Annotated in this window: 18 protein-coding genes, 1 tRNA gene and 1 pseudogene; 6 read left to right on the top strand and 14 right to left on the bottom strand. The window is 71.4% G+C overall.

All coding sequences use genetic code 11. The annotated features are described in order from the left end of the window. Position 1: 1 nt before the first annotated feature. Both mdlC and ACGFI2_RS02980 read right to left on the bottom strand, forming a co-directional pair. Entirely contained in the window at positions 2-1,597 is a 1,596-nt protein-coding gene (gene mdlC, locus ACGFI2_RS02985; protein WP_393509628.1) for a benzoylformate decarboxylase, read from the bottom strand. Positions 1,598-1,647: 50 nt separating this feature from the next. Further along, entirely contained in the window at positions 1,648-2,448 is an 801-nt protein-coding gene (locus ACGFI2_RS02980; RefSeq protein WP_393509625.1) for an S-methyl-5'-thioadenosine phosphorylase, read from the bottom strand. Positions 2,449-2,597: 149 nt separating this feature from the next. On the opposite strand from ACGFI2_RS02980, the gene ACGFI2_RS02975 reads away from it, so the two are divergent. Together ACGFI2_RS02975 and ACGFI2_RS02970 are read left to right on the top strand one after the other, a co-directional pair. Further along, positions 2,598-3,188 carry a YqgE/AlgH family protein gene (locus ACGFI2_RS02975; protein ID WP_393510080.1) on the top strand — a complete coding sequence of 197 codons (591 nt, stop codon included), beginning with the start codon at positions 2,598-2,600 and terminating at the stop codon, positions 3,186-3,188. An 88-nt stretch (positions 3,189-3,276) separates the two neighbouring features. Continuing rightward, positions 3,277-3,349, top strand: a tRNA-Ala gene (locus tag ACGFI2_RS02970). 761 nt (positions 3,350-4,110) lie between these two features. Here ACGFI2_RS02970 and ACGFI2_RS02965 read toward each other — a convergent pair. The 3 genes and pseudogenes from ACGFI2_RS02965 to ACGFI2_RS02955 all read right to left on the bottom strand — a co-directional run. Further along, positions 4,111-4,272: pseudogene (locus tag ACGFI2_RS02965) on the bottom strand (IS630 family transposase); the annotation flags it as partial. Between the two features lie 274 nt (positions 4,273-4,546). Continuing rightward, a complete protein-coding gene (locus tag ACGFI2_RS02960; RefSeq protein ID WP_393509622.1) occupies positions 4,547-4,801 on the bottom strand; it encodes a Txe/YoeB family addiction module toxin in 255 nt (84 codons plus the stop codon). Then, on the bottom strand, positions 4,798-5,082 hold the full coding sequence (locus ACGFI2_RS02955) for a type II toxin-antitoxin system Phd/YefM family antitoxin (RefSeq protein ID WP_018787151.1): 285 nt from the start codon (positions 5,080-5,082) through the stop codon (positions 4,798-4,800). Before ACGFI2_RS02955 ends, ACGFI2_RS02960 begins: the two co-directional genes overlap by 4 nt. Before the next feature lie 680 nt (positions 5,083-5,762). Here ACGFI2_RS02955 and ACGFI2_RS02950 point away from each other — a divergent pair. Continuing rightward, positions 5,763-6,218 carry a DUF3592 domain-containing protein gene (locus ACGFI2_RS02950; RefSeq protein WP_393509618.1) on the top strand — a complete coding sequence of 152 codons (456 nt, stop codon included), beginning with the start codon at positions 5,763-5,765 and terminating at the stop codon, positions 6,216-6,218. A 327-nt stretch (positions 6,219-6,545) separates the two neighbouring features. Here ACGFI2_RS02950 and ACGFI2_RS02945 read toward each other — a convergent pair whose 3' ends face one another. From ACGFI2_RS02945 to ACGFI2_RS02910, 8 genes are all read right to left on the bottom strand, one after another. Continuing rightward, on the bottom strand, positions 6,546-7,286 hold the full coding sequence (locus ACGFI2_RS02945; RefSeq protein ID WP_393509615.1) for a hypothetical protein: 741 nt from the start codon (positions 7,284-7,286) through the stop codon (positions 6,546-6,548). Further along, positions 7,279-7,791, bottom strand: coding sequence for a SigE family RNA polymerase sigma factor (locus ACGFI2_RS02940; protein ID WP_393509612.1), 513 nt, complete (start codon positions 7,789-7,791; stop codon positions 7,279-7,281). The genes ACGFI2_RS02945 and ACGFI2_RS02940 overlap by 8 nt, the downstream gene beginning before the upstream one ends. Positions 7,792-7,885: 94 nt before the next feature. Further along, positions 7,886-8,398, bottom strand: a complete 513-nt coding sequence (locus ACGFI2_RS02935) for a hypothetical protein (protein WP_393509609.1) — start codon at positions 8,396-8,398, stop codon at positions 7,886-7,888. Positions 8,399-8,452: 54 nt separating this feature from the next. Next, positions 8,453-8,641: a hypothetical protein gene (locus ACGFI2_RS02930; RefSeq protein WP_393509606.1), complete on the bottom strand. Its 189-nt coding sequence runs from the start codon at positions 8,639-8,641 to the stop codon at positions 8,453-8,455. A gap of 6 nt (positions 8,642-8,647) precedes the next feature. Next, positions 8,648-9,199, bottom strand: coding sequence for a hypothetical protein (locus ACGFI2_RS02925; protein WP_393509604.1), 552 nt, complete (start codon positions 9,197-9,199; stop codon positions 8,648-8,650). A 33-nt stretch (positions 9,200-9,232) separates the two neighbouring features. After that, positions 9,233-9,718, bottom strand: coding sequence for a hypothetical protein (locus ACGFI2_RS02920; RefSeq protein ID WP_393509601.1), 486 nt, complete (start codon positions 9,716-9,718; stop codon positions 9,233-9,235). Then, the gene (locus ACGFI2_RS02915; protein ID WP_393509598.1) at positions 9,719-10,423 is read right to left on the bottom strand and encodes a hypothetical protein; all 705 of its coding nucleotides are present in this window, start codon (positions 10,421-10,423) and stop codon (positions 9,719-9,721) included. It lies immediately after the preceding gene. A 211-nt stretch (positions 10,424-10,634) separates the two neighbouring features. Then, a complete protein-coding gene (locus ACGFI2_RS02910) occupies positions 10,635-11,123 on the bottom strand; it encodes a DUF1772 domain-containing protein (protein WP_393509595.1) in 489 nt (162 codons plus the stop codon). Between the two features lie 71 nt (positions 11,124-11,194). Here ACGFI2_RS02910 and ACGFI2_RS02905 point away from each other — a divergent pair, with 71 nt between their 5' ends. After that, positions 11,195-12,157 (top strand): AraC family transcriptional regulator, encoded by a 963-nt coding sequence (locus ACGFI2_RS02905; RefSeq protein WP_393509592.1) that lies wholly within the window; start codon positions 11,195-11,197, stop codon positions 12,155-12,157. Positions 12,158-12,220: 63 nt separating this feature from the next. Here ACGFI2_RS02905 and ACGFI2_RS02900 read toward each other — a convergent pair whose 3' ends face one another. Then, on the bottom strand, positions 12,221-14,386 hold the full coding sequence (locus ACGFI2_RS02900; protein WP_393509589.1) for a DUF4153 domain-containing protein: 2,166 nt from the start codon (positions 14,384-14,386) through the stop codon (positions 12,221-12,223). Between the two features lie 163 nt (positions 14,387-14,549). Between ACGFI2_RS02900 and ACGFI2_RS02895 the strand changes: the two genes are divergently transcribed. Beyond that, positions 14,550-15,467, top strand: a complete 918-nt coding sequence (locus ACGFI2_RS02895; RefSeq protein WP_393509586.1) for a lytic polysaccharide monooxygenase — start codon at positions 14,550-14,552, stop codon at positions 15,465-15,467. A gap of 104 nt (positions 15,468-15,571) precedes the next feature. Next, positions 15,572-16,882 (top strand): hypothetical protein, encoded by a 1,311-nt coding sequence (locus tag ACGFI2_RS02890; protein ID WP_393509583.1) that lies wholly within the window; start codon positions 15,572-15,574, stop codon positions 16,880-16,882. Positions 16,883-17,026: the final 144 nt, after the last annotated feature.

Here is a 17,026-nt window from a genome sequence, read left to right as displayed (position 1 = left end):
GTCACAGGATCCGGGGCACCTCGGTGCTGATCGGCGCCGGCAGCACCGTGGGCCGGTCCGCGGCGAGCGCGTCGGCCAGCGCCGGGCCGAGCCCTTCCGGCGACACCAGCGGCACGGCCGCGCAGCCGTAGCCACGCGCCACCGCGGCCACGTCCAGCCCCGGCAGGTCCAGCCCCGGCACGCCCGGCGTGTGCTTCAGCTCGGCGAACGCCTTGAGGATCGCGTACTGCTGGTTCACCGGGACCACGACGGCGAGCGGCAGCCGCAGCCGCGCGGCGGTCCACAACGCCTGCACGGAGTAGTGGAACGAGCCGTCGCCGATCACCGCGACCACCGGCCGGCCGCGTCCGGTGTCCCGCTCGGCGAGCGCCAGGCCCACCGCCGCCGGCAGTCCGAAGCCCAGGCCGCCGCTGGCCATGGTGAAGTACGAGCGCGGCCGGTCGATCCGGAGCCGGCGACGCAGCGCGGACAGGTTGGACGGTGACTCCTGCACCAGCACGCCGTCCGCCGGCCAGGCGTCGGCCAGCGCGGCGAAGAGCGCGTCCGCGCCGGGCGGCTCGGAGGGCTCCGGCGGTGGCGGCGGGTCGCGCGGCGGTGGCGCCGGCCGGTCGGTAGGCGGCAGCAGCTCCCGTAGCGCGGCCATGGTCAGCCCGGCATCGCCGAGCAGGCTCTCCCCGACCGGGGCCCGGGCCGCCTCGTCCGGGTCGTCGGTGACGTGCAGCAGCCGGGCGTCGCCGGGCAGGTAGTCGCCCGGCACGTGCGGGTAGTAGCGGAACACCGGGGCGCCGACCACCAGCACGGTGTCGTGGCCGCGCAACGCCTCCGACAGCGGCCCGATCGCGTACGGCAGCACGCCCCGGAACTGCGGGTGGCGTTCCGGGAAGACGCCCCGCTCCGGCGCCGGGGCCGCCCAGACCGGGGCGGCCAGCCGCTCGGCCAGCGCGACGGCGGCCGGCCACGCGCCGGCCCGGTCCACCGCCGCGCCGAGCACCAGCACCGGCGCGCGGGCGGCGGCCAGCGCGGTGGCGAAGCCGCGCAGCCGGTCCGGGTCCGGTCCGATCCGGGTGGCGACGGTACGGGCCTGCGGCGGCGGGTCGGCGGTCCGGTCCCAGTCGTCCATCGGCAGGGAGAGGAAGACCGGGCCGGCGGGGGGCTGCACCGCCGACGCGTACGCCCGCATGAAGGCCGCCGGGATGTCCTGCGCGCGGGTCGGCTCGTGGGCCCACTTGACGTACGGCTGGGCCAGCTCGACCGCCCGGGGGCTGGCCAGCCGGGGTTCGATCAGCAGCATCTCCCGGGTCTGCTGGCCGGCGCTGACGATCAGCGGGGTGCGGTTGTGCCAGGCGGTGACCAGGTTGCCCATGCCGTTGCCGGTGCCCGGCGCGGTGTGCAGGTTGACGTGCGCGGGCCGGCCGGTGCCCTGGGCGTAGCCGTCGGCCATGGCGACGGCCGACGCCTCCTGGAGCGCGTGCACGTAGTGGAAGTCGGCCGGGAAGTCGGCGAGGAACGGCTCCTCGGTGGAACCGGGGTTGCCGAAGACGGTGGTCAGCCCGAGCGCGCGCAGCAGGTCGTAGGTCGCCTCGCGCACCGTCGCCATCGCCTGAATCTAGCGGGCGGAAGCCGACTTTTCGGGCGCTTCGCCGGGGCTCAGGGCAGCGGGAACGGGAGTTCGATGCCGTCCAGCGCGGCCCCGCAGGGGCAGTCCCGTTCGGCGGGCAGCGCGGCGACCGCGTCCAGCAGCAGCGCGCGCAGCCGGTCGGTGTTCTCCGCGAAGACCCGGAACACCTCCTCCTGGGTGACCGAATCGCCCGCCTCGACGCCCGCGTCCAGGTCGGTGACCAGCGCGATCGACGTGTAGCAGAGCGCCAGCTCGCGGGCGAGCACCGCCTCCGGATGCCCGGTCATGTTGACCACCGCGCCGCCGATCGAGGTGAACCAGCGCGACTCCGCCCGGGTCGAGAAGCGCGGCCCCTCGACGACCACCACCGTCCCGCCGTCCACCGCCGGCACGCCCCGGCCGGCCGCCGCGTCCAGCAGCGTCCGCCGACCCGCCGGGCAGTACGGATCGGCGAAGGAGACGTGCACCGCGCCCCGGTCGTAGTAGGTCTGCGCGCGCCCGCTGGTGCGATCGATCAGCTGGTCCGGCACCACGAACGTGCCCGGGCCCAGCTCCGGCCGGAGGCCGCCGACCGCACAGGGCGCCACCACCTGGCGTACGCCGAGGGAGCGCAACGCCCAGAGGTTGGCCCGGTAGGGGATCCGGTGCGGCGGGTGCCGGTGGTCGCGTCCGTGCCGGGGCAGGAACGCCACCCGACGCCCGCCCACCTCGGCGATCGTGACCGGATCCGACGGCGCGCCGTACGGGGTGTCCACGACGTGCTCCACCCCGTCGAGCAGGGCGTACAGACCCGACCCGCCGATCACCGCCAGTTCGGCCTCCGCCGCCATCCGATGCTCCCTCGATCCGTTGCGATCACCCGCCGGTCAGACCTTAACCAGCGGGCGGGACGCAAGCTATGGTGCGTGACATGGCGTTGACAGGGTGGACGGTCGACGGCGTCGGGCCCGCACGGGCGCACGACTGACGGGTGTCGGACATGCAGGGTGAGGGGCAGGCGATCGGTGGCCGAGCCATGGAGTCGATGACCGGACGACTGCTGGTCGCGACACCCGTGCTCAAGGACCCGAACTTCGACCGTACGGTCGTGTTGCTCGTCGCCCACGAACCCGGCGGCGCCCTCGGCGTGGTGCTGAACCGGGCCACCGAGGTCCCGGTGGCCGACGTCCTCGGCGACTGGAGCGACCTAGCCCGCGACCCCGCGGTGCTCTTCGAGGGCGGCCCGGTCCAGCCCGACTCCGCCATCTGCCTGGCCCGGATGCGCCACCCGGTCAGGCCGGTGAAGGGTTTCCACCGGGTCTCCGGCGCGGTCGGCACCATCGACCTCTCGGTCGACCCGGAGAAGCTGCGCGACGCCGTCGGCGGGATCCGGGTCTTCGCCGGCTACTCCGGCTGGGGCGCCGGGCAGTTGGAGCGGGAGATCGAGGAGGGGTCCTGGTTCGTGCTGGACGCGCTGCCCGGTGACGCCTTCGTCGACCGGCCGGATGATCTCTGGCCGATGGTGCTGCGCCGGCAGGGCGGGATGATGGCGGCGGTGGCCCACTTCCCGCCCGACGTGGCGCTCAACTGACCCCGTCCGGGGGACCCCCGCGAGATGACCATGCCTGAGGGCGTGTGTATAGTTCTTCCCGTGCCCGGGCGACCGGGGACGATCGCAAGGGGCCGTGGCGCAGCTGGTAGCGCACCACACTGGCAGTGTGGGGGTCAGGGGTTCGAGTCCCCTCGGCTCCACCTTGTGTTTGTGCATGTCAAGCGGCACCTCTCATTGAGAGGTGCCGCTTTTCTTGATCTTTTGGTCACAGTTTTGGTCACAACTACACCCCACACTCCCACTCGGGCGACAAGATCGGCAACCGGTTCCGGACCGCGCCCTACCTGGTGTTTTATGTGGCCCGTGGTGCAAAGGCTTGCAAGAGCGAAAATGTGGGGCATGATCACGCAGTGGAGATGTTTTCTGAGCCGATATATAACGAACGTCGTTTCGCCACCTATGCACAGGTAAAGGGTATTTCGATCTGATTTAGCGCGTGCTGCCGGAAAGATCAGCTCGGCGCTCAGGGTTTGGCTCTGGGCTGCGGGCCGCACAGCCTCTGGGTACGTCTGCAGCAGGATGTGCAGCACGCCAGCATCTGGATCTCCCCGCAACGCCGCAACTACGCCATGACGGACGGCAGCGATCTTGGCGTAGTCATAAAGGTGGCGGCGGACTGAGTCATATCTCTCGCCACTGCGCTTGGATCCGTCGGTGACACGTCGGTTCGGCCTCTACTTCAGGCTGCGCTTGACGATCCTCACGAGGAAGCCCGTCTTGCTGCAGACGAATCAACGACTCGGGACACTAGTTCATCCCCGTCTCGCTGCGACCGGTAACCGCCAAGACCATAGAGCAAGCCGTCGACGAGTGCCCCAGCGTTTCGATCCTGTAGAACACCCGTGGCCGGCGGATGCTCCATTGGGCATCGCCTATATAGCAGACCGCCTAAGAGGACACTTCACCCAATCGCCCAAGCGACCATTCTGCAGTACGCGGCGAGGGATTCGAGGATTTCGGCGGCGGTGCGGGTCCATACGAACGGTTTCGGGTCGGCGTTCCAAGCGTCGATCCATGCGCGCCCGTCGGCTTCGAGAGCGGCTACGCTGCGATGGGTGGAACGACCCGTAACCTGCATGAGGACCTGCCGTTGGAGGTGGCGATCGCGGCGACGGAGACCATCCAGCGGGCGATAGCTGTCAACCCGTATAGGGCAGGCAAGCCTCTCGACGAACCTTTCGACGGTTTAAAAAAGCGAGTCGTTGAGATCCAATCGACGATCCGCCACCGGAGCGACGCCTACCGTTCGTGGCGGAGGAGTCGAGATCATCGGGGACAGTCAGGCACGCAGACCGTAGTAGGGCCGCGTTCCTCGACGGAGGGAGTGGTCCTCTACCTCATTCGTAGTGGTAGCGGCACTGCGCAATCTGCACTGTGTCGTCCATGATCCGGTATACGAGGCGGTGTTCCTGGTCGATGCGTCTCGACCAGAATCCCGCCCAGTTGCCGCGGAGCTGCTCCGGCTTGCCGATGCCTTCGTGGCCGTTGCGTCGGATGTCCTCGATCAACGCGTTCACTCGTTTGAGCATCTGGCGATCTCGTTGCCAGGTCAGATAGTCTTCCCAGCCTCGGCCGGCGAACTGCACCTTCACGCTGCCGACGCCTCGCCTGAACTGGCGTCGGGGTCGATCAGGTCGTGCATCTCCCCACCCCCGTTACGCAGCTCTTCGACGGCTTCGTTCAGACGGCGCGCGTTGGCCGGGCTGGCCATCAGGTAGGCCGTCTCCTTCAACGACTCGTACTCGCGCAGCGAGATGATGACCGCGGCCTCACGGCCGGAGCGGGTGACCACCACCTCCTCGGCGTCGTCCACGACATGGTCGAGCATCTTGGCCAGGTTCTGCCGGACTTCCGAGTAGGGAACGGTGCGCATGCTGCTGCCTCCCAAACGTTACGTACAATAAATTGTACAAGCTTCCCGGGGCTGCTCGTCAGATGGTCCAACGTCTGGCCTTGAACTTGTCGATCAGGCTCACGAGCGGCGCGGGCGTAGCGGGAGCGGATCGCCGGCGATCGTGGCGAAGTGGTTCGCATGGTGGTATCCACCGGACCACCTTGTGTTTATGCAGGTCAAGTGGCACCTCTCATCGAGAGGTGCCGCTTCTCTTGATCTTCTGGTCACGGATTCGGTCACAGCTGCGCCCCACACTCCCACCCGGGCGTACACCACCGAAGCCACCTGTGACCCCGACGGCTCAGCGGCCACGACCATCCCGCCCACGGCCGGCGGCCTCCCAGCCGAAACCCTCACCTACAGCTACAACGACGCCACCTACCACCTACGCCTGGGACGCCACCGTCTCCCGCCGGCTACTTGGGCTCATGGAGGAAACGCCGATGGTGGCGACCGCCGGCCCTGTAGAGCGTAAGTGGCGGCGGGGGCACGTACTACTGGTGGTCGCCTGCCTAATGGGCATGATTGCAACGCCGTCTCGGCTGCGGCCCAGCCATCTGGCTTCGCCTTTCCGGGGTGGCCGGCGTCGCACGCTCCACAACTCGCTTGTCCCGACCGGCGACTGACCGATGAGAACCGAGAAACGAGGAGGGCCGGCAGTGGAGAGCCCGTTCGGCCGGCGAGAGTTGAAGCTGGTCCTCGCGGTTGTCCTGGGCACCCTTCTGATTGGCGGAGGGATGCTGCTCACCGTTCGGCTGAACGAGGCGATCGACGAGCGGGTTCGCGTCGGCGCCGAGACGACAGGCCAAGTGGTCCACGTCGAACGGTTCAGGATCAGCCGGTCGTTCTCCGCCACGAGGTTGACTGTGGACTACACGTTCGACGGCGTGCGGTACCGAAAGCGGTTCTCCAGCGAACTCGACCAGAGTGAGTTCCGCGTCGGGGAGTTACTCGACGTACGCGTCGACCGGACGGATCCGACCCGGGCTGCCACGCCCGACGGGTACGCGACGGAGGATCTGCTCCTGCAGGCGCCGACCGTCCTGGCAGGCCTCGGCATCGTCGTAATCGTGATCTCGCTCGCGTTGATCAGAACGGGCCCCCGGCACGATTAGGCGGGCTGGCGGGACCCGACTGCCGCCCCGGCCCTGGGTCGGGCGGCAGGTCCGCGCGGAGTCGTCGACTCATGGATGGTCAACGAGCCCTGAACCACCTCGCCGAGCGCATCCGAGCGCACCGTAGCCAGCGCCATCGGTGCTCACCCTTCCGAGACGGCTGCCCCCACACTTTGGCGTTTCACAGGGGGCGTCACAAATCAAGCTCGAGTGTGCGGGTCAGGGGTTCGAGTCCCCTCGGCTCCACCCTTGAAATACAGGTCAGCGGCCTGGTCGAGTGATCATCGACCGGGTCGCTGATTCGTCTTCCGGCGCGGTGTCCGTCACTCAGTCGTTCAGCACGGCTCCCGGGGCCCAGACGATCCGATAGCGCTTGCCGTCCGCGGTGGTGGTGGCCCAGACCTGGACGTCCTCGTACGGATCCTCCGCGACCACCTCGACCACCGCGCCGGAGGACGCCTCGCCCACCTGGTGCGGCACGCCCCCGGCGACCACCTCGACCGTCCGCTTCGCCGGGGCCCACACCAGCACGAAGAGCCGCCCGCCCGAGCGGTGGGCCACCGTCAGGCCCAACCCGTCGCCGGCGGACCGGACGGCCGCGCAGACCTCGTCACCGACGGCGCAACCGAGGTCGTACGACAGGTAGTCCGACAACCGGCGCGGCGCACCGCCGTCCGGCACGGCCCACACCTCTGCCGCCTGCCCGCCGAGGGCGCGTTCCTCGGCGCGGGCCGTCCGCCGCACCACGACAAGTGTCTCGGCGCCGGTCCGGCCGCTCGCGACGACCTGGTCCGCGGTGACCGGCCGGCCGCCGGCCCCGGTGATCCCGCTCAACGCCGGGTCGATGCTCGAACCGGCCCGGTCCGCGCCGCCGGTCCCGGCCGGACGGGTCAGCGGCAGCAGCGCGACGCCCGCCGCCAGCACGACGGCGAACGCCCCGACGGAGAGTGCGAGGTTGCGGCGCCGGCGGGCGCGACTGCGGGCGACGACCCGCGTGGCGAGTCCCGGCGGCAGCGTCACCGTCTCCACGGCGCGGTCGAGCAGGTCGGCGACATCGCGTTCACGCATGGTTCTCCTCCTCGACGTCGAACGACAGCGCCCCGGTCCGGGTGAGACCGGTGCGGAGCCGGTACAGCCCTCTCGACGACTGGCTCTTCACCGCACCGACGGAACAGCCCAACTCGGCGGCGGTCTCGCTTTCCGTACAGCCCAACCAGTACCGCAGGACGACAATGGCCCGCATCCGGGGCGGGAGCTGCCGTAGCGCCGCCAACAACACCTGCCGGTCGTCCACCCGACCCAACTCGTCCGGCTGCGCCACATCCGCCGGCAGTTCGGCGGCCCGCCGTTGTCTCCAGGGCGATCGCCAGCGACTGATCAGGCGATTGGTCATCGCACGGCGCAGGTACGCCTCCGGCTGACCGTCCCGAATCACCCGCCAGCGGGGGTACGCCTGGACCAACACCTCCTGGAGCAGGTCCTCGGCGTCCGCCCGCTGACCGGTGATGAGCACGGCGAAGCGGAGCAACCGGGGCCCGCTGTCGGAGACGAAGGTGCCGAAGTCGTCGCTCATGCGGGCTCCATGTCTTGATAACGCCACAGCCGGCTCGAAGGTTGAGTGGCCGGACCGAAGACGCGTGCCCACCTCCCCGGGGCACGTCCGGCCGCTACCGAACCGCCACGATGACGGTCAGCTCGATCAGGACGGCAGCCCAGCAGAGGCCGACGATCAGCATCCGGCGTCGGGCGAACTGGGCGTCCCACCGTGAGGCGTTCCCCGAGCGGACGGCAGACCTGACCATGAAGGTGCGGCCGAGCCCGAAGGAGGCGCCGAGCAGCGGGGCGGCCCACCAGGGGCTGACGAGGATCGCCAACGCAACCAACAGATACGGCAACTGGGTGGGCACGAAGGTGCGTAGCCCGGTACCCATCTCGAAGCCGAATTGCAGCGCGCCCGAGCCTTCGGATCTGACCATGATCGCGCTGGGGACCTGGCGTGCGTTCTGCGGGAGCCGAAAAGGTACCAGTCGTGTTTCGCACAGCAGTGTCACCACGAGCGCAACGAGGAAAAAAATCTCGCGGGCCGTCGCCGGCAGCGTCTGCACGACGGCAGCCGGAAAAAGGATCAGCGTCCCGCTCGCGGCGCCACCGATCACCAAGCCGTAATTGAAGTAGTTCACGTTCTTCGTTCCTCGCCAGACCGACGAGGTCAGCAGCGCCGCTGAATTGTGGCTTCAAACGGAGCCGGACGTGGAGTATCCGGCGCTCACCCCTACCGCGCAGGCCGCGACGAGCACGGTGCCGACGGCGAACGGCGACAACGTGGAGAGAAGCGCGATCAGGACGGCCGTGGCCAGCACGGCCACTGCCATCGACAGGGGTGAGTGCAGGCGCTGGTGCCGCACTCGCGTCTGCGCGGTCATCCCGCGCTACACCAGCTTCTTGCAGCAGGTCGTGTAGGGGCCGTTCTTCTGTCCGGTTGCGTGGTCCATGGTGTAGTAACGCCCGTCCCAGCAACGGGTCTGCACATCGCTGCTGTTGATCCAGTACCAGCCGGCGTAGCCGCCACAGGCGGGCTCCCAGCTGTAGAGCCGGTCATAGGTGCCCATGTTGACCGTGTCATTGCGGTGCCGGCCGTCCGTGCCGCAATAGGTGGAGCTGATGTAGGTGCGGCCCCAGCACGGAGTGTCACCGCTGACGTCGATGCCCATGCACGCCGTCGGGTGCAGCGTGATCCGGTCCCCTTTGGCGGCGAAGGCGGGCACCCGTTCGCCGACCCAGGTGAACATCGTCACCGCCAACGCGCCCCCGCCGACGATCAACGTGCGGAGGAAGGAGCGCCGCTCGATGCCGGTCCGGGGCGCCGGACGTTCAGCGGTCGCGCCGCCGGGCCGACCTGCCATGGGGGTGGCGGCTGTCCCGACGCCCCCTGCCTCCGGTTCGAATTCGATTGTCGGGATGCGGTCGAGCAACGAAGCCATGCGGAACACCTTCCTTCCGTCGGAGCCTGGCGGTCACGGTGAGACGAGGTCGAGAAGCGACGCGCACATGTCCTCGAGCCGGGTGGCCGAGCCGACCGGTTCGGCCGATTCGATCCGCCCGGATGCGTCGATCAGCAGCAACGCCGGCTGGTACGCGAGCAGCAGCGGTGCGGACAGCTCAGAGCCGAGCATCGCGCTCGGCGCGCCTCGGTCGGTCCACACCGTCGAATCGTCGATGCTGAGCAGCACCGTCCTGTGCCCGGCGGCGGTCAGCCGCGGCGCGATGGCCAGCCACGACGGCAGCACCTGCTCGCAGGTGGCGCAGGTGGCGCTGACGACCAGCACGACGGTTCTGCTGGTCGACGTCGACGCGGCCAGCTCGGGGTAGGTGAAGTTGTCGTCGGTGGAGCTGACCGTCCTGAGTTCCTTGATCTGCGTCAGCAGCGCGGTGTAGCCCAGGAAGAGCAGCACGATGGCCACCCAGGACACGGCCACGGCGGCCGCCAGGATCGAGGTCACCTAGGACCACCGCACCGCGAGGGTGGCCAGGAGCGTCTCCTGCCCGCTCCTGGTTACCGTCCGGTCGCGACCCAGGTCGTCGTCGACCACCGCGACCGTGTTGTCGCCGGCCAGGATGAACTTGCTCTGGCCGGGTTCCCCGGTGGGAGAGGATATCGTCTTGCGCCAGAGTTGACCGGCCGCGACCGCGAGACCCGGTTGGTCCGGCACCAGCCCCGTCGCCTCGTTCCGCGGGTACATCGTCACCATTCCCGCATCGCTGAACTTGACGCCGAAGAGACCCCACATGACGACGTCGCTGCCGGCGGAAGGACGGAGGCGTAGGCCGTCGGCGCTGTCCTGCATCCTGAGTTGGTCGAGCAGGAGGATGACGTCGGCGAGCCGGGGTGGGGCACCCGGACCACCGAACACGAGGCTGTGGTGACGGGACTCCCAGGTGACGAGGTAGCCCTCACCCTCCGGCGAGACGGCCAGGATCAGCGGGTGCGACCGGTAGGTGAGCCGCTCCCGGACCTGGTAACCACCCGCCTCGACGGCGCCAGCCGCATAGTCGCGGTGCCCGATCGCCACCGATATCGCGAACGACTTGCTTGTCAGCCTCGCATGCCAGAACCACTCCTCCTGAAGCGATTCACAGGCGCAGGAAATGGTCCACCTGCGGCCGTCGGGCGCCAGCGCGCTCTGCGTCCTCTGCGAGAGGGGCATCCGTCGCTCCTTTCCTCAGTGCCGGACGAGGGTGGCTGGCCGGCGAGCTTTGACCGTCCCGCGCCTCCGAGGAGGCCGACCTTAACCGATATCGATCTCGGTGAGGCGCCCCGGTGAAGAAATTACGCTTATCGCTCTTGACCGCTAATTCGGAATACTCTCCACGAAGGGGGATCGGTGCCCAAGCCTCACGGTGACGACGGCTGACCGGTCAACCGCCCGAACGGCCGGTGACCACCAGGGCCCAGCACAGCGCGCCGAAACCGGCCGTGCTGGCCAGCGCCCGGACCACGTTCCCGGCCACCCAGGTGGCCTCGAAGCGCTGTCGAGCGGCCGCCAGGTCGGCCGCGCCGGCCGCCGCGAGCGCGTCGTTCAGCGGCACGTTGACCGCCGCGGTGACCGCGAACATCACCAGGTAGAGGAGCAGCCCGGCGACGATCCACGGCAGCGCCGGCCGGCTCGCGCCGTACCGGGCCAGGATCGCCGAAAGCGCGGCGAGCACCGGCGTACCCAGGAAGATCAGCAGGAAGAGGCCGTTGACGATGGTCACGTTGATCCGTTGCATCGCGTCCACGAAGGTGCGGTCGTCGGCGCCCCGCAACGCCGGCATCACGGCGTAGGAGAAGGCGGCGAAGAGCCCGGCCATCAGCCCGGCTCCGACCGTGGCCGCGAGCAACGACAGGTGCTGCACGAGTCGCATGTGCTCATCCAACCGCCGCTCGATGAGACGGCCCATGGTCAGAACGCGCGATCCTGTGTGTAATCGTCTCCGTGGACGCCGTTGCCGGCCTGCTCGACGGGCCCCGCGCATGGGGGGCCTTCCTGCTCCGCTCGATCCTGACCCCGCCCTGGTCGATGCTGATCCGGGACGAGGCGCCGCTCACCCTGGTCGCGGTGGTGCGCGGGGACGCCTGGCTCGTGCCCGAGCGCGGCAGCGCGGCGTCGCTCGCCGCCGGCGACGTGGCGATCGTGCGCGGCCCCGACCCGTACACCGTCGCGGACGACCCGGCCACGCCGCCGCAGGTGGTCATCCACCCGGGCCAGCGCTGCACCACGCCGGACGGGCGCGAGCTGTTCGAGATGACGCGGCTGGGCGTACGCACCTGGGGCAACGGCCCGGACGGCCGGACCGTGCTGCTCACCGGCACGTACCCGGTCCGGGGCGCGGTCGGGCGGCGGCTGCTGGACGCGTTGCCGACGCTGGCGGTCGTTCCGCGCGCGTCCTGGGACTCCCCGCTGGTCCCGCTGCTGGCCGCCGAGATCGTCAAGGACGACCTCGGTCAGGAGGCGGTGCTGGACCGGCTGCTGGACCTGCTGCTCATCGCCGCGCTGCGGGAGTGGTTCGGCCGGCCCGGCGCGGCGGCGCCCGCCTGGTACCTGGCGCACGCCGACCCGGTGGTCGGTCGGGCGCTGCGGATGCTGCACCACGATCCCGCCCGGCCGTGGACGGTGGCGTCGCTGGCCGCCGAGGCCGGGCTCTCCCGGGCGGCGCTGGCCCGGCGCTTCACCGGTCTGGTCGGCGAGCCGCCCATGTCGTACCTCACCGGGTGGCGGCTGGCGCTCGCGGCGGACCTGCTGCGCGAGCCCGGCGCCACCGTCGGCGCGGTGGCCCGCCGGGTCGGCTACGGCAGCTCGTTCGCCCTGAGCGCCGCCTACAAACGCCGGTACGGCGTGAGCCCGCGCCAGCACTCGCGGGGCATCCCCGGAGAGCCGATGTGGACGGGCCCCCCTTGATCGGCGGGCCGGCTGGTCCCCGCCGACCCGGGCCACGGCGTGCGCGGCCCGGGTCGGTCGAGGTCAGCGGGGGCGTCGGGTCTTCGGCAGGTCGAACTGGTCCGCGCGGCGGCAGTCCTTCGGGCCGCCGACCGCGGCCGGGCCGACCCGGTCGAGGGCCTGGCGGGCGCGGTGCCGGCCCAGGTTCCAGCCGTACCAGGGGTCGGGCTCGGCGAGTTCGTCGGCGATCCAGCTCAACGTGCAGCGGCGCACCGGGTCGGGCAGCTTGGTCAGGGCGGGCGTGGCGTCGGCGGAGAGCGCCCGCAGGTACCAGGCGTCGATCTTGCCGGTCTGCTCGTACCGGAGGGTGTTGCGCCGGGCCGCGTAGTCCTCCGGGTTGAGCACCGCGAGGCCGAGCAGCATCGCCACGGTCAGCGCCACGGTGGTGCCCGGGATCCACCTGCCCTGCCACCGCACGCCGGCGGCCAGGATCATCAGGAAGACCGCGCCGAGCAGCATCTCGAACGCCATCACGAAGATCCGCTCGCCGGTGAAGCTGTAGACCTTCTGGTAGGTCCACATCCGGGACAGCGCCGACACCACGATCACCACGCTCAGCACACTGAGCAGCCCGAGCAGCACACGCAGCAGCGTGCGCTCGATGGGCCGCTCCCGGACGGCCCAGCGGGTCACGCCGCCGAGCACCGCCACGGTCAGCAGCGTGACGAAGAGCAGCTGCCAGAAGCCGCTGCGCGCGTATTCGGCGTAGCTGAGCCCGGCGACCCGCTGCACGTGCCGCTGGCCGCCGAAGAGCGTGGTGAACTGCACCACCACGAAGCCGGAGAAGAGCAGGGTCAGCGCCCCGATGGCCGGTGCCCACTCCAGCAGGCTGAGCCGACGCCCGTTCGTCCGGTCCACGGTGGACAGGTCGGGCGGGGCGGCGAGCGTGTAGACCGCGGCGACCGCGATCAGCCCACCGACCGCGGCCAGGAACAGGCCACGGAACACCACGCCGAGGTCGATGTCGGGCACGAGCGCGCTCAGCGCCTCGGAGAACGCCGCGTCGGCCGAGGCGAGCAGGCTGCCGAAGACGACCAGCACCACGAGCGTGGCGACCACCGAGACGGTGACCCTGCGGACCGTCGTGGCCGCCGGCGAGGTGGCGATGTGCCGGCGGACCCAGGGCAGGCCGCGCAGCGCCGCGAACGGCGTGGCGACCAGGCCGAACAGGATCGAGCGGACCAGCCGGCCGCCGACGATCGCCAGGGTGGCGCAGCCGAGCGCGCCGAGCACGCAGAACGTCACCAGCCACCAGGCGTTGCGGAACGCCGGCACGGCGAGCAGGGCCAGGGCCGCCGCGGCCCAGCCGGCACGGATCAGCCGGTCGGCGCGGGGCAGCGCGGCGGTCCGGGTCCGGACCGCCAGCAGCACCCCGAGCGTGAGCGTGAGCCAGCCGAGGAACCAGCCGATGCCGACCCGGCTCAGCGGCACGAAGACCGCGCTGCCGAGCGCGCCGGCCAGCACCGCGAGCGGCACCGCTCGCCCGGTGGCCGGCTTCGGCCCGGGCCACCGGGTGCCGAGGAAGGAGGTGCGGGGCGTCGGTGGCCGGGAGCTCCAACCCGGCGGCGGCGGGTAGGTGGCCCAGGGCCGCATGTCCTGGTACGCCCCCGGCGCGCCGGGCGGGGTCGAGGCGGCGTGCGGGCCGGGCGATGCCGGGGCGGCACCCGGTGCGGCCGGGGCTCCGGGCGCGGGCGAGGGCGCGCCGGACGCCGGACCCTGCGCCGGCGGGGTGCCAGGCGTGCCAGGCGTGGCAGGCGTGGCTTCCGCACCGGCGACGGGGGCGGCCCCGGGCGGGCGTGGAGCCAGCCCACCGTCGGCGGACGGGTCCGGCGAGGCCGACTCCGTGGGTCCGGCCGGACTGCCGGTGGCCGGGTTCCCGACGGCCGGCGGGGTCTCACCGGGCCGGCTCTCGACGGCAGGCGCCGCCGCCTGGGCGGGCACGCCGGCCGGGGTGGCCGGCGGGACCAGCGGCACGAACAGCGCGTAGCCCTGGGTGCCGGGCGGCACGGTGACCGGGATGGCCCAGGCGGGCTGCCCCTCCGCGCCGGGCCACGGCATCGCGGGCGGCGCGCCCTCCGTGGTGGGCAGCACCAGCAGGTACGGCTGTGCGCCGGGCGGGATCTGACCGGTCGGGGGCCCCGCCGCCGGTGCGGCGCGGGGCGGCTCGGAAGGCTGTGCCGGCTCGGGCAAGACGGGCTCCTTGATCACAGGGTGTCGTCACTGTAGGGCCCACCCCGGCCGCTCCGCCGCCCCGGTTGTCCGTTCGGCCAGCCGAACCTGACCGCTCGTGGCACCGATGGGGATCGAACCTTTGCCGCCTCCCACACGTACCAGTGCCCGGGAGGTCGATCACATGGGCACACGTCGCGCGCTCGTCGCGTTCGCCGCCGTCGCCGTGACGCCGCTGCTCACCGCCGTGCCGGCGAGTGCACACGGGGCGCCGACCAGCCCGATGAGCCGGGGAGCGGCGTGCGGGCCGGAGGGTGGCCGGGCCGGTACGCCCGCCTGTCGGGCCGCGATCGCGGCCGGCGCGGCGGTTCGTGAGTGGGACAACATCCGGGTGGCGCGGATCGACGGGCGGGACCGGGAACGCATCCCGGACGGGGAGCTGTGCAGTGGCGGGCTCTCCGCCTACCGGGGGCTGGACCTGCCCCGGGCCGACTGGCCGGCCACCACGCTCACCGCCGGCGCCCGGCACACCTTCCGCTACCGCACCACGATCCCGCACAAGGGCACGTTCCGGTTCTACGTCACCACCGACTCGTACGCCCCGGAGCGGCGGTTGACCTGGGCGGACGTGGAGACCAAGCCGTTCCTGGCGGTCACCGACCCACCGATCCGCGACGGCGCGTACGAGATGCCGGGGCGGTTGCCGACCGGGCGCGCGGGCCGGCACATCATCTACGTGATCTGGCAGAACTCGAACACCCAGGACACCTACTACTCCTGCTCCGACGTCGTCTTCCGGGCGGCCTCGGGTGGCTCCGGAGCGCGGGCGACCCGGCCGGCCGCACCGGCGGCGAGCGCGGCGGCCCCGCGTACCCTCTCGACCCCGGCGGCCGGCGGCGAGCCCGCGGCGGGGGTGCCGGTGGCGGCGGTGACCGAGACCGGCCCGCTCTCCCGGCCGATGGTCGTCGGCGCGGCGGCGGTGGTGGTCACCGCGCTGCTCGCGACCGTGGTCGGGCTGCGCCGACGGCGGGCCGGGGGTCCGCCGCCCGGACGGCCGTGCGGTGTTCGCAACCACCGCGTCGGACGCCGCCGGATCTGGTGAGCCCTCGCCCGACGGACCCGGGCGCCGCCCGCCGAGTCACCTGACGCGCCGCTCCCGCGTTGCCCTGATGTCGAATCCGTAGGGCAACGCAGAGGAGTGTGTCCATGTTCAAACGTCTTGCCGTGGTGGCCGCCGTGCTGGTGGCCGCCCTGTCGACCGCGCCGGCGGCGTCGGCGGTTCCGCGCGCCGCCGCCGCCGCCGTCGACGACTTCTCCCTCGCCGTCGTGCCCGCCGCGGTCACGGCGGTGGCCGGGTATCCGGCCCGGTTGACGGTCCGCACGGCGACCGTCAGCGGCGCGCCGCAACCGGTGGCGCTGCGGGTGACCGGCCTGCCCGCCGGGGTCTTCGCCACCGTCACGCCGACCACGGTGACCAGCGGCGCCTCGGCCGTGGTGACGGTGCAGACCTCCGTCTCCGCCCGCGCCGGCACGTTCACGCTTGTCGTCGAGGGTGTCGCCGCGACGCTGCGGCACCAGGCGCCGGCGCGGCTGGCGGTGCGGACGCCGACGGCCGTCCGGGCCGCGTTCTACTACCCGTGGTTCCCGGAGGCGTGGCGCCAGGGCGGGCTGAACCCCTACACCAACTACCTGCCCAGCCGGGGCGCCTACACGGTGGACCAGGCCGTGGTCCGGGACCAGGTGGCGGACATGCAGTACGGCGGCGTCACCGTCGGCATCGCCTCCTGGTTCGGTCAGGGCACCACCACCGACCGGCACTGGCCGGCGATCATGGGCGGCGCCCGGGGCACCGGGTTTGCCTGGGCGCCCTACTACGAGCCGGAGGGGAGGGGCCGGCCGACCCCCGACCAGATCGCCGCCGACCTGCACTACCTGCGCAGCACCTACGGCGGGGACCGCTCGTCCCTGGCGGTGCTGCCCGGGCGGGGCATGGTGGTCTTCGTCTACAACGCCCACGACCTGGACATGGCCGACGGGTGCGAGACGATCAATCGCTGGATCCGCGCCCGGACGTTGCTCCAGCAGCTCTGGAGCGAGTCCATCTATCTCAACCTGAAGGTGTTCTCCGGTTACCGCGGCTGTGCCGGCAGCGCGACGGTGGACGGTTGGCACCAGTACGCCCCGGCCTCTCCCGAGTCCGACTTCAGCCGGGTGCCCGGCGGGGCGTACACCGTCTCGCCCGGCTTCTGGAAGGCGGGGCTGGCGTACGGGCGGTCGCCGTTCCTCGCCCGGAACCTGAACCGCTGGCGGTCCGGGGTGGCCCGGATGACCGCCTCCGGCGCGTTCTGGCAGTTGGTCACCACCTACAACGAGTGGGGCGAGGGCACCTCGATCGAGAGTTCCGTGGGATGCCGGGGCGCGGCGCCGGCGGGAACGCTCTGCGACTGGAGCGACGCGGGCAGGTCCGACTTCATCACCGCGCTGCACGCCGCTCCGCTGCCGGGTCCGGCCGGCTGACCGTCGCCGGAAAGTGTGTCCCCGGCTGTCCAATTAACGCATTGCCGCCAGGCGACGGGGAATCACGTTTCACAAGTGCGCCACGGTCGTGACGAGATTCGTCGCGGCGGTGGCGCTCTTGCTTTGTCCATTCCGCGCGGCGAC

The sequence above is a fragment of the Micromonospora sp. NPDC049282 genome (assembly GCF_043197045.1).
Lineage (GTDB): Bacteria > Actinomycetota > Actinomycetes > Mycobacteriales > Micromonosporaceae > Micromonospora.
This window is presented reverse-complemented; position numbering and strand designations above follow the sequence as displayed.

Bases quoted from the DNA above. Each gene is read 5' to 3' on its own strand.
- mdlC (WP_393509628.1), bottom strand. From the start codon at position 1,597: ATGGCGACGGTGCGCGAGGCGACCTACGACCTGCTGCGCGCGCTCGGG.
- ACGFI2_RS02980 (WP_393509625.1), bottom strand. From the start codon at position 2,448: ATGGCGGCGGAGGCCGAACTGGCGGTGATCGGCGGGTCGGGTCTGTAC.
- ACGFI2_RS02975 (WP_393510080.1), top strand. From the start codon at position 2,598: ATGCAGGGTGAGGGGCAGGCGATCGGTGGCCGAGCCATGGAGTCGATG.
- ACGFI2_RS02955 (WP_018787151.1), bottom strand. From the start codon at position 5,082: ATGCGCACCGTTCCCTACTCGGAAGTCCGGCAGAACCTGGCCAAGATG.
- ACGFI2_RS02945 (WP_393509615.1), bottom strand. From the start codon at position 7,286: ATGCGTGAACGCGATGTCGCCGACCTGCTCGACCGCGCCGTGGAGACG.
- ACGFI2_RS02940 (WP_393509612.1), bottom strand. From the start codon at position 7,791: ATGAGCGACGACTTCGGCACCTTCGTCTCCGACAGCGGGCCCCGGTTG.
- ACGFI2_RS02930 (WP_393509606.1), bottom strand. From the start codon at position 8,641: ATGACCGCGCAGACGCGAGTGCGGCACCAGCGCCTGCACTCACCCCTG.
- ACGFI2_RS02925 (WP_393509604.1), bottom strand. From the start codon at position 9,199: ATGGCTTCGTTGCTCGACCGCATCCCGACAATCGAATTCGAACCGGAG.
- ACGFI2_RS02915 (WP_393509598.1), bottom strand. From the start codon at position 10,423: ATGCCCCTCTCGCAGAGGACGCAGAGCGCGCTGGCGCCCGACGGCCGC.
- ACGFI2_RS02910 (WP_393509595.1), bottom strand. From the start codon at position 11,123: ATGCGACTCGTGCAGCACCTGTCGTTGCTCGCGGCCACGGTCGGAGCC.
- ACGFI2_RS02895 (WP_393509586.1), top strand. From the start codon at position 14,550: ATGGGCACACGTCGCGCGCTCGTCGCGTTCGCCGCCGTCGCCGTGACG.
- ACGFI2_RS02890 (WP_393509583.1), top strand. From the start codon at position 15,572: ATGTTCAAACGTCTTGCCGTGGTGGCCGCCGTGCTGGTGGCCGCCCTG.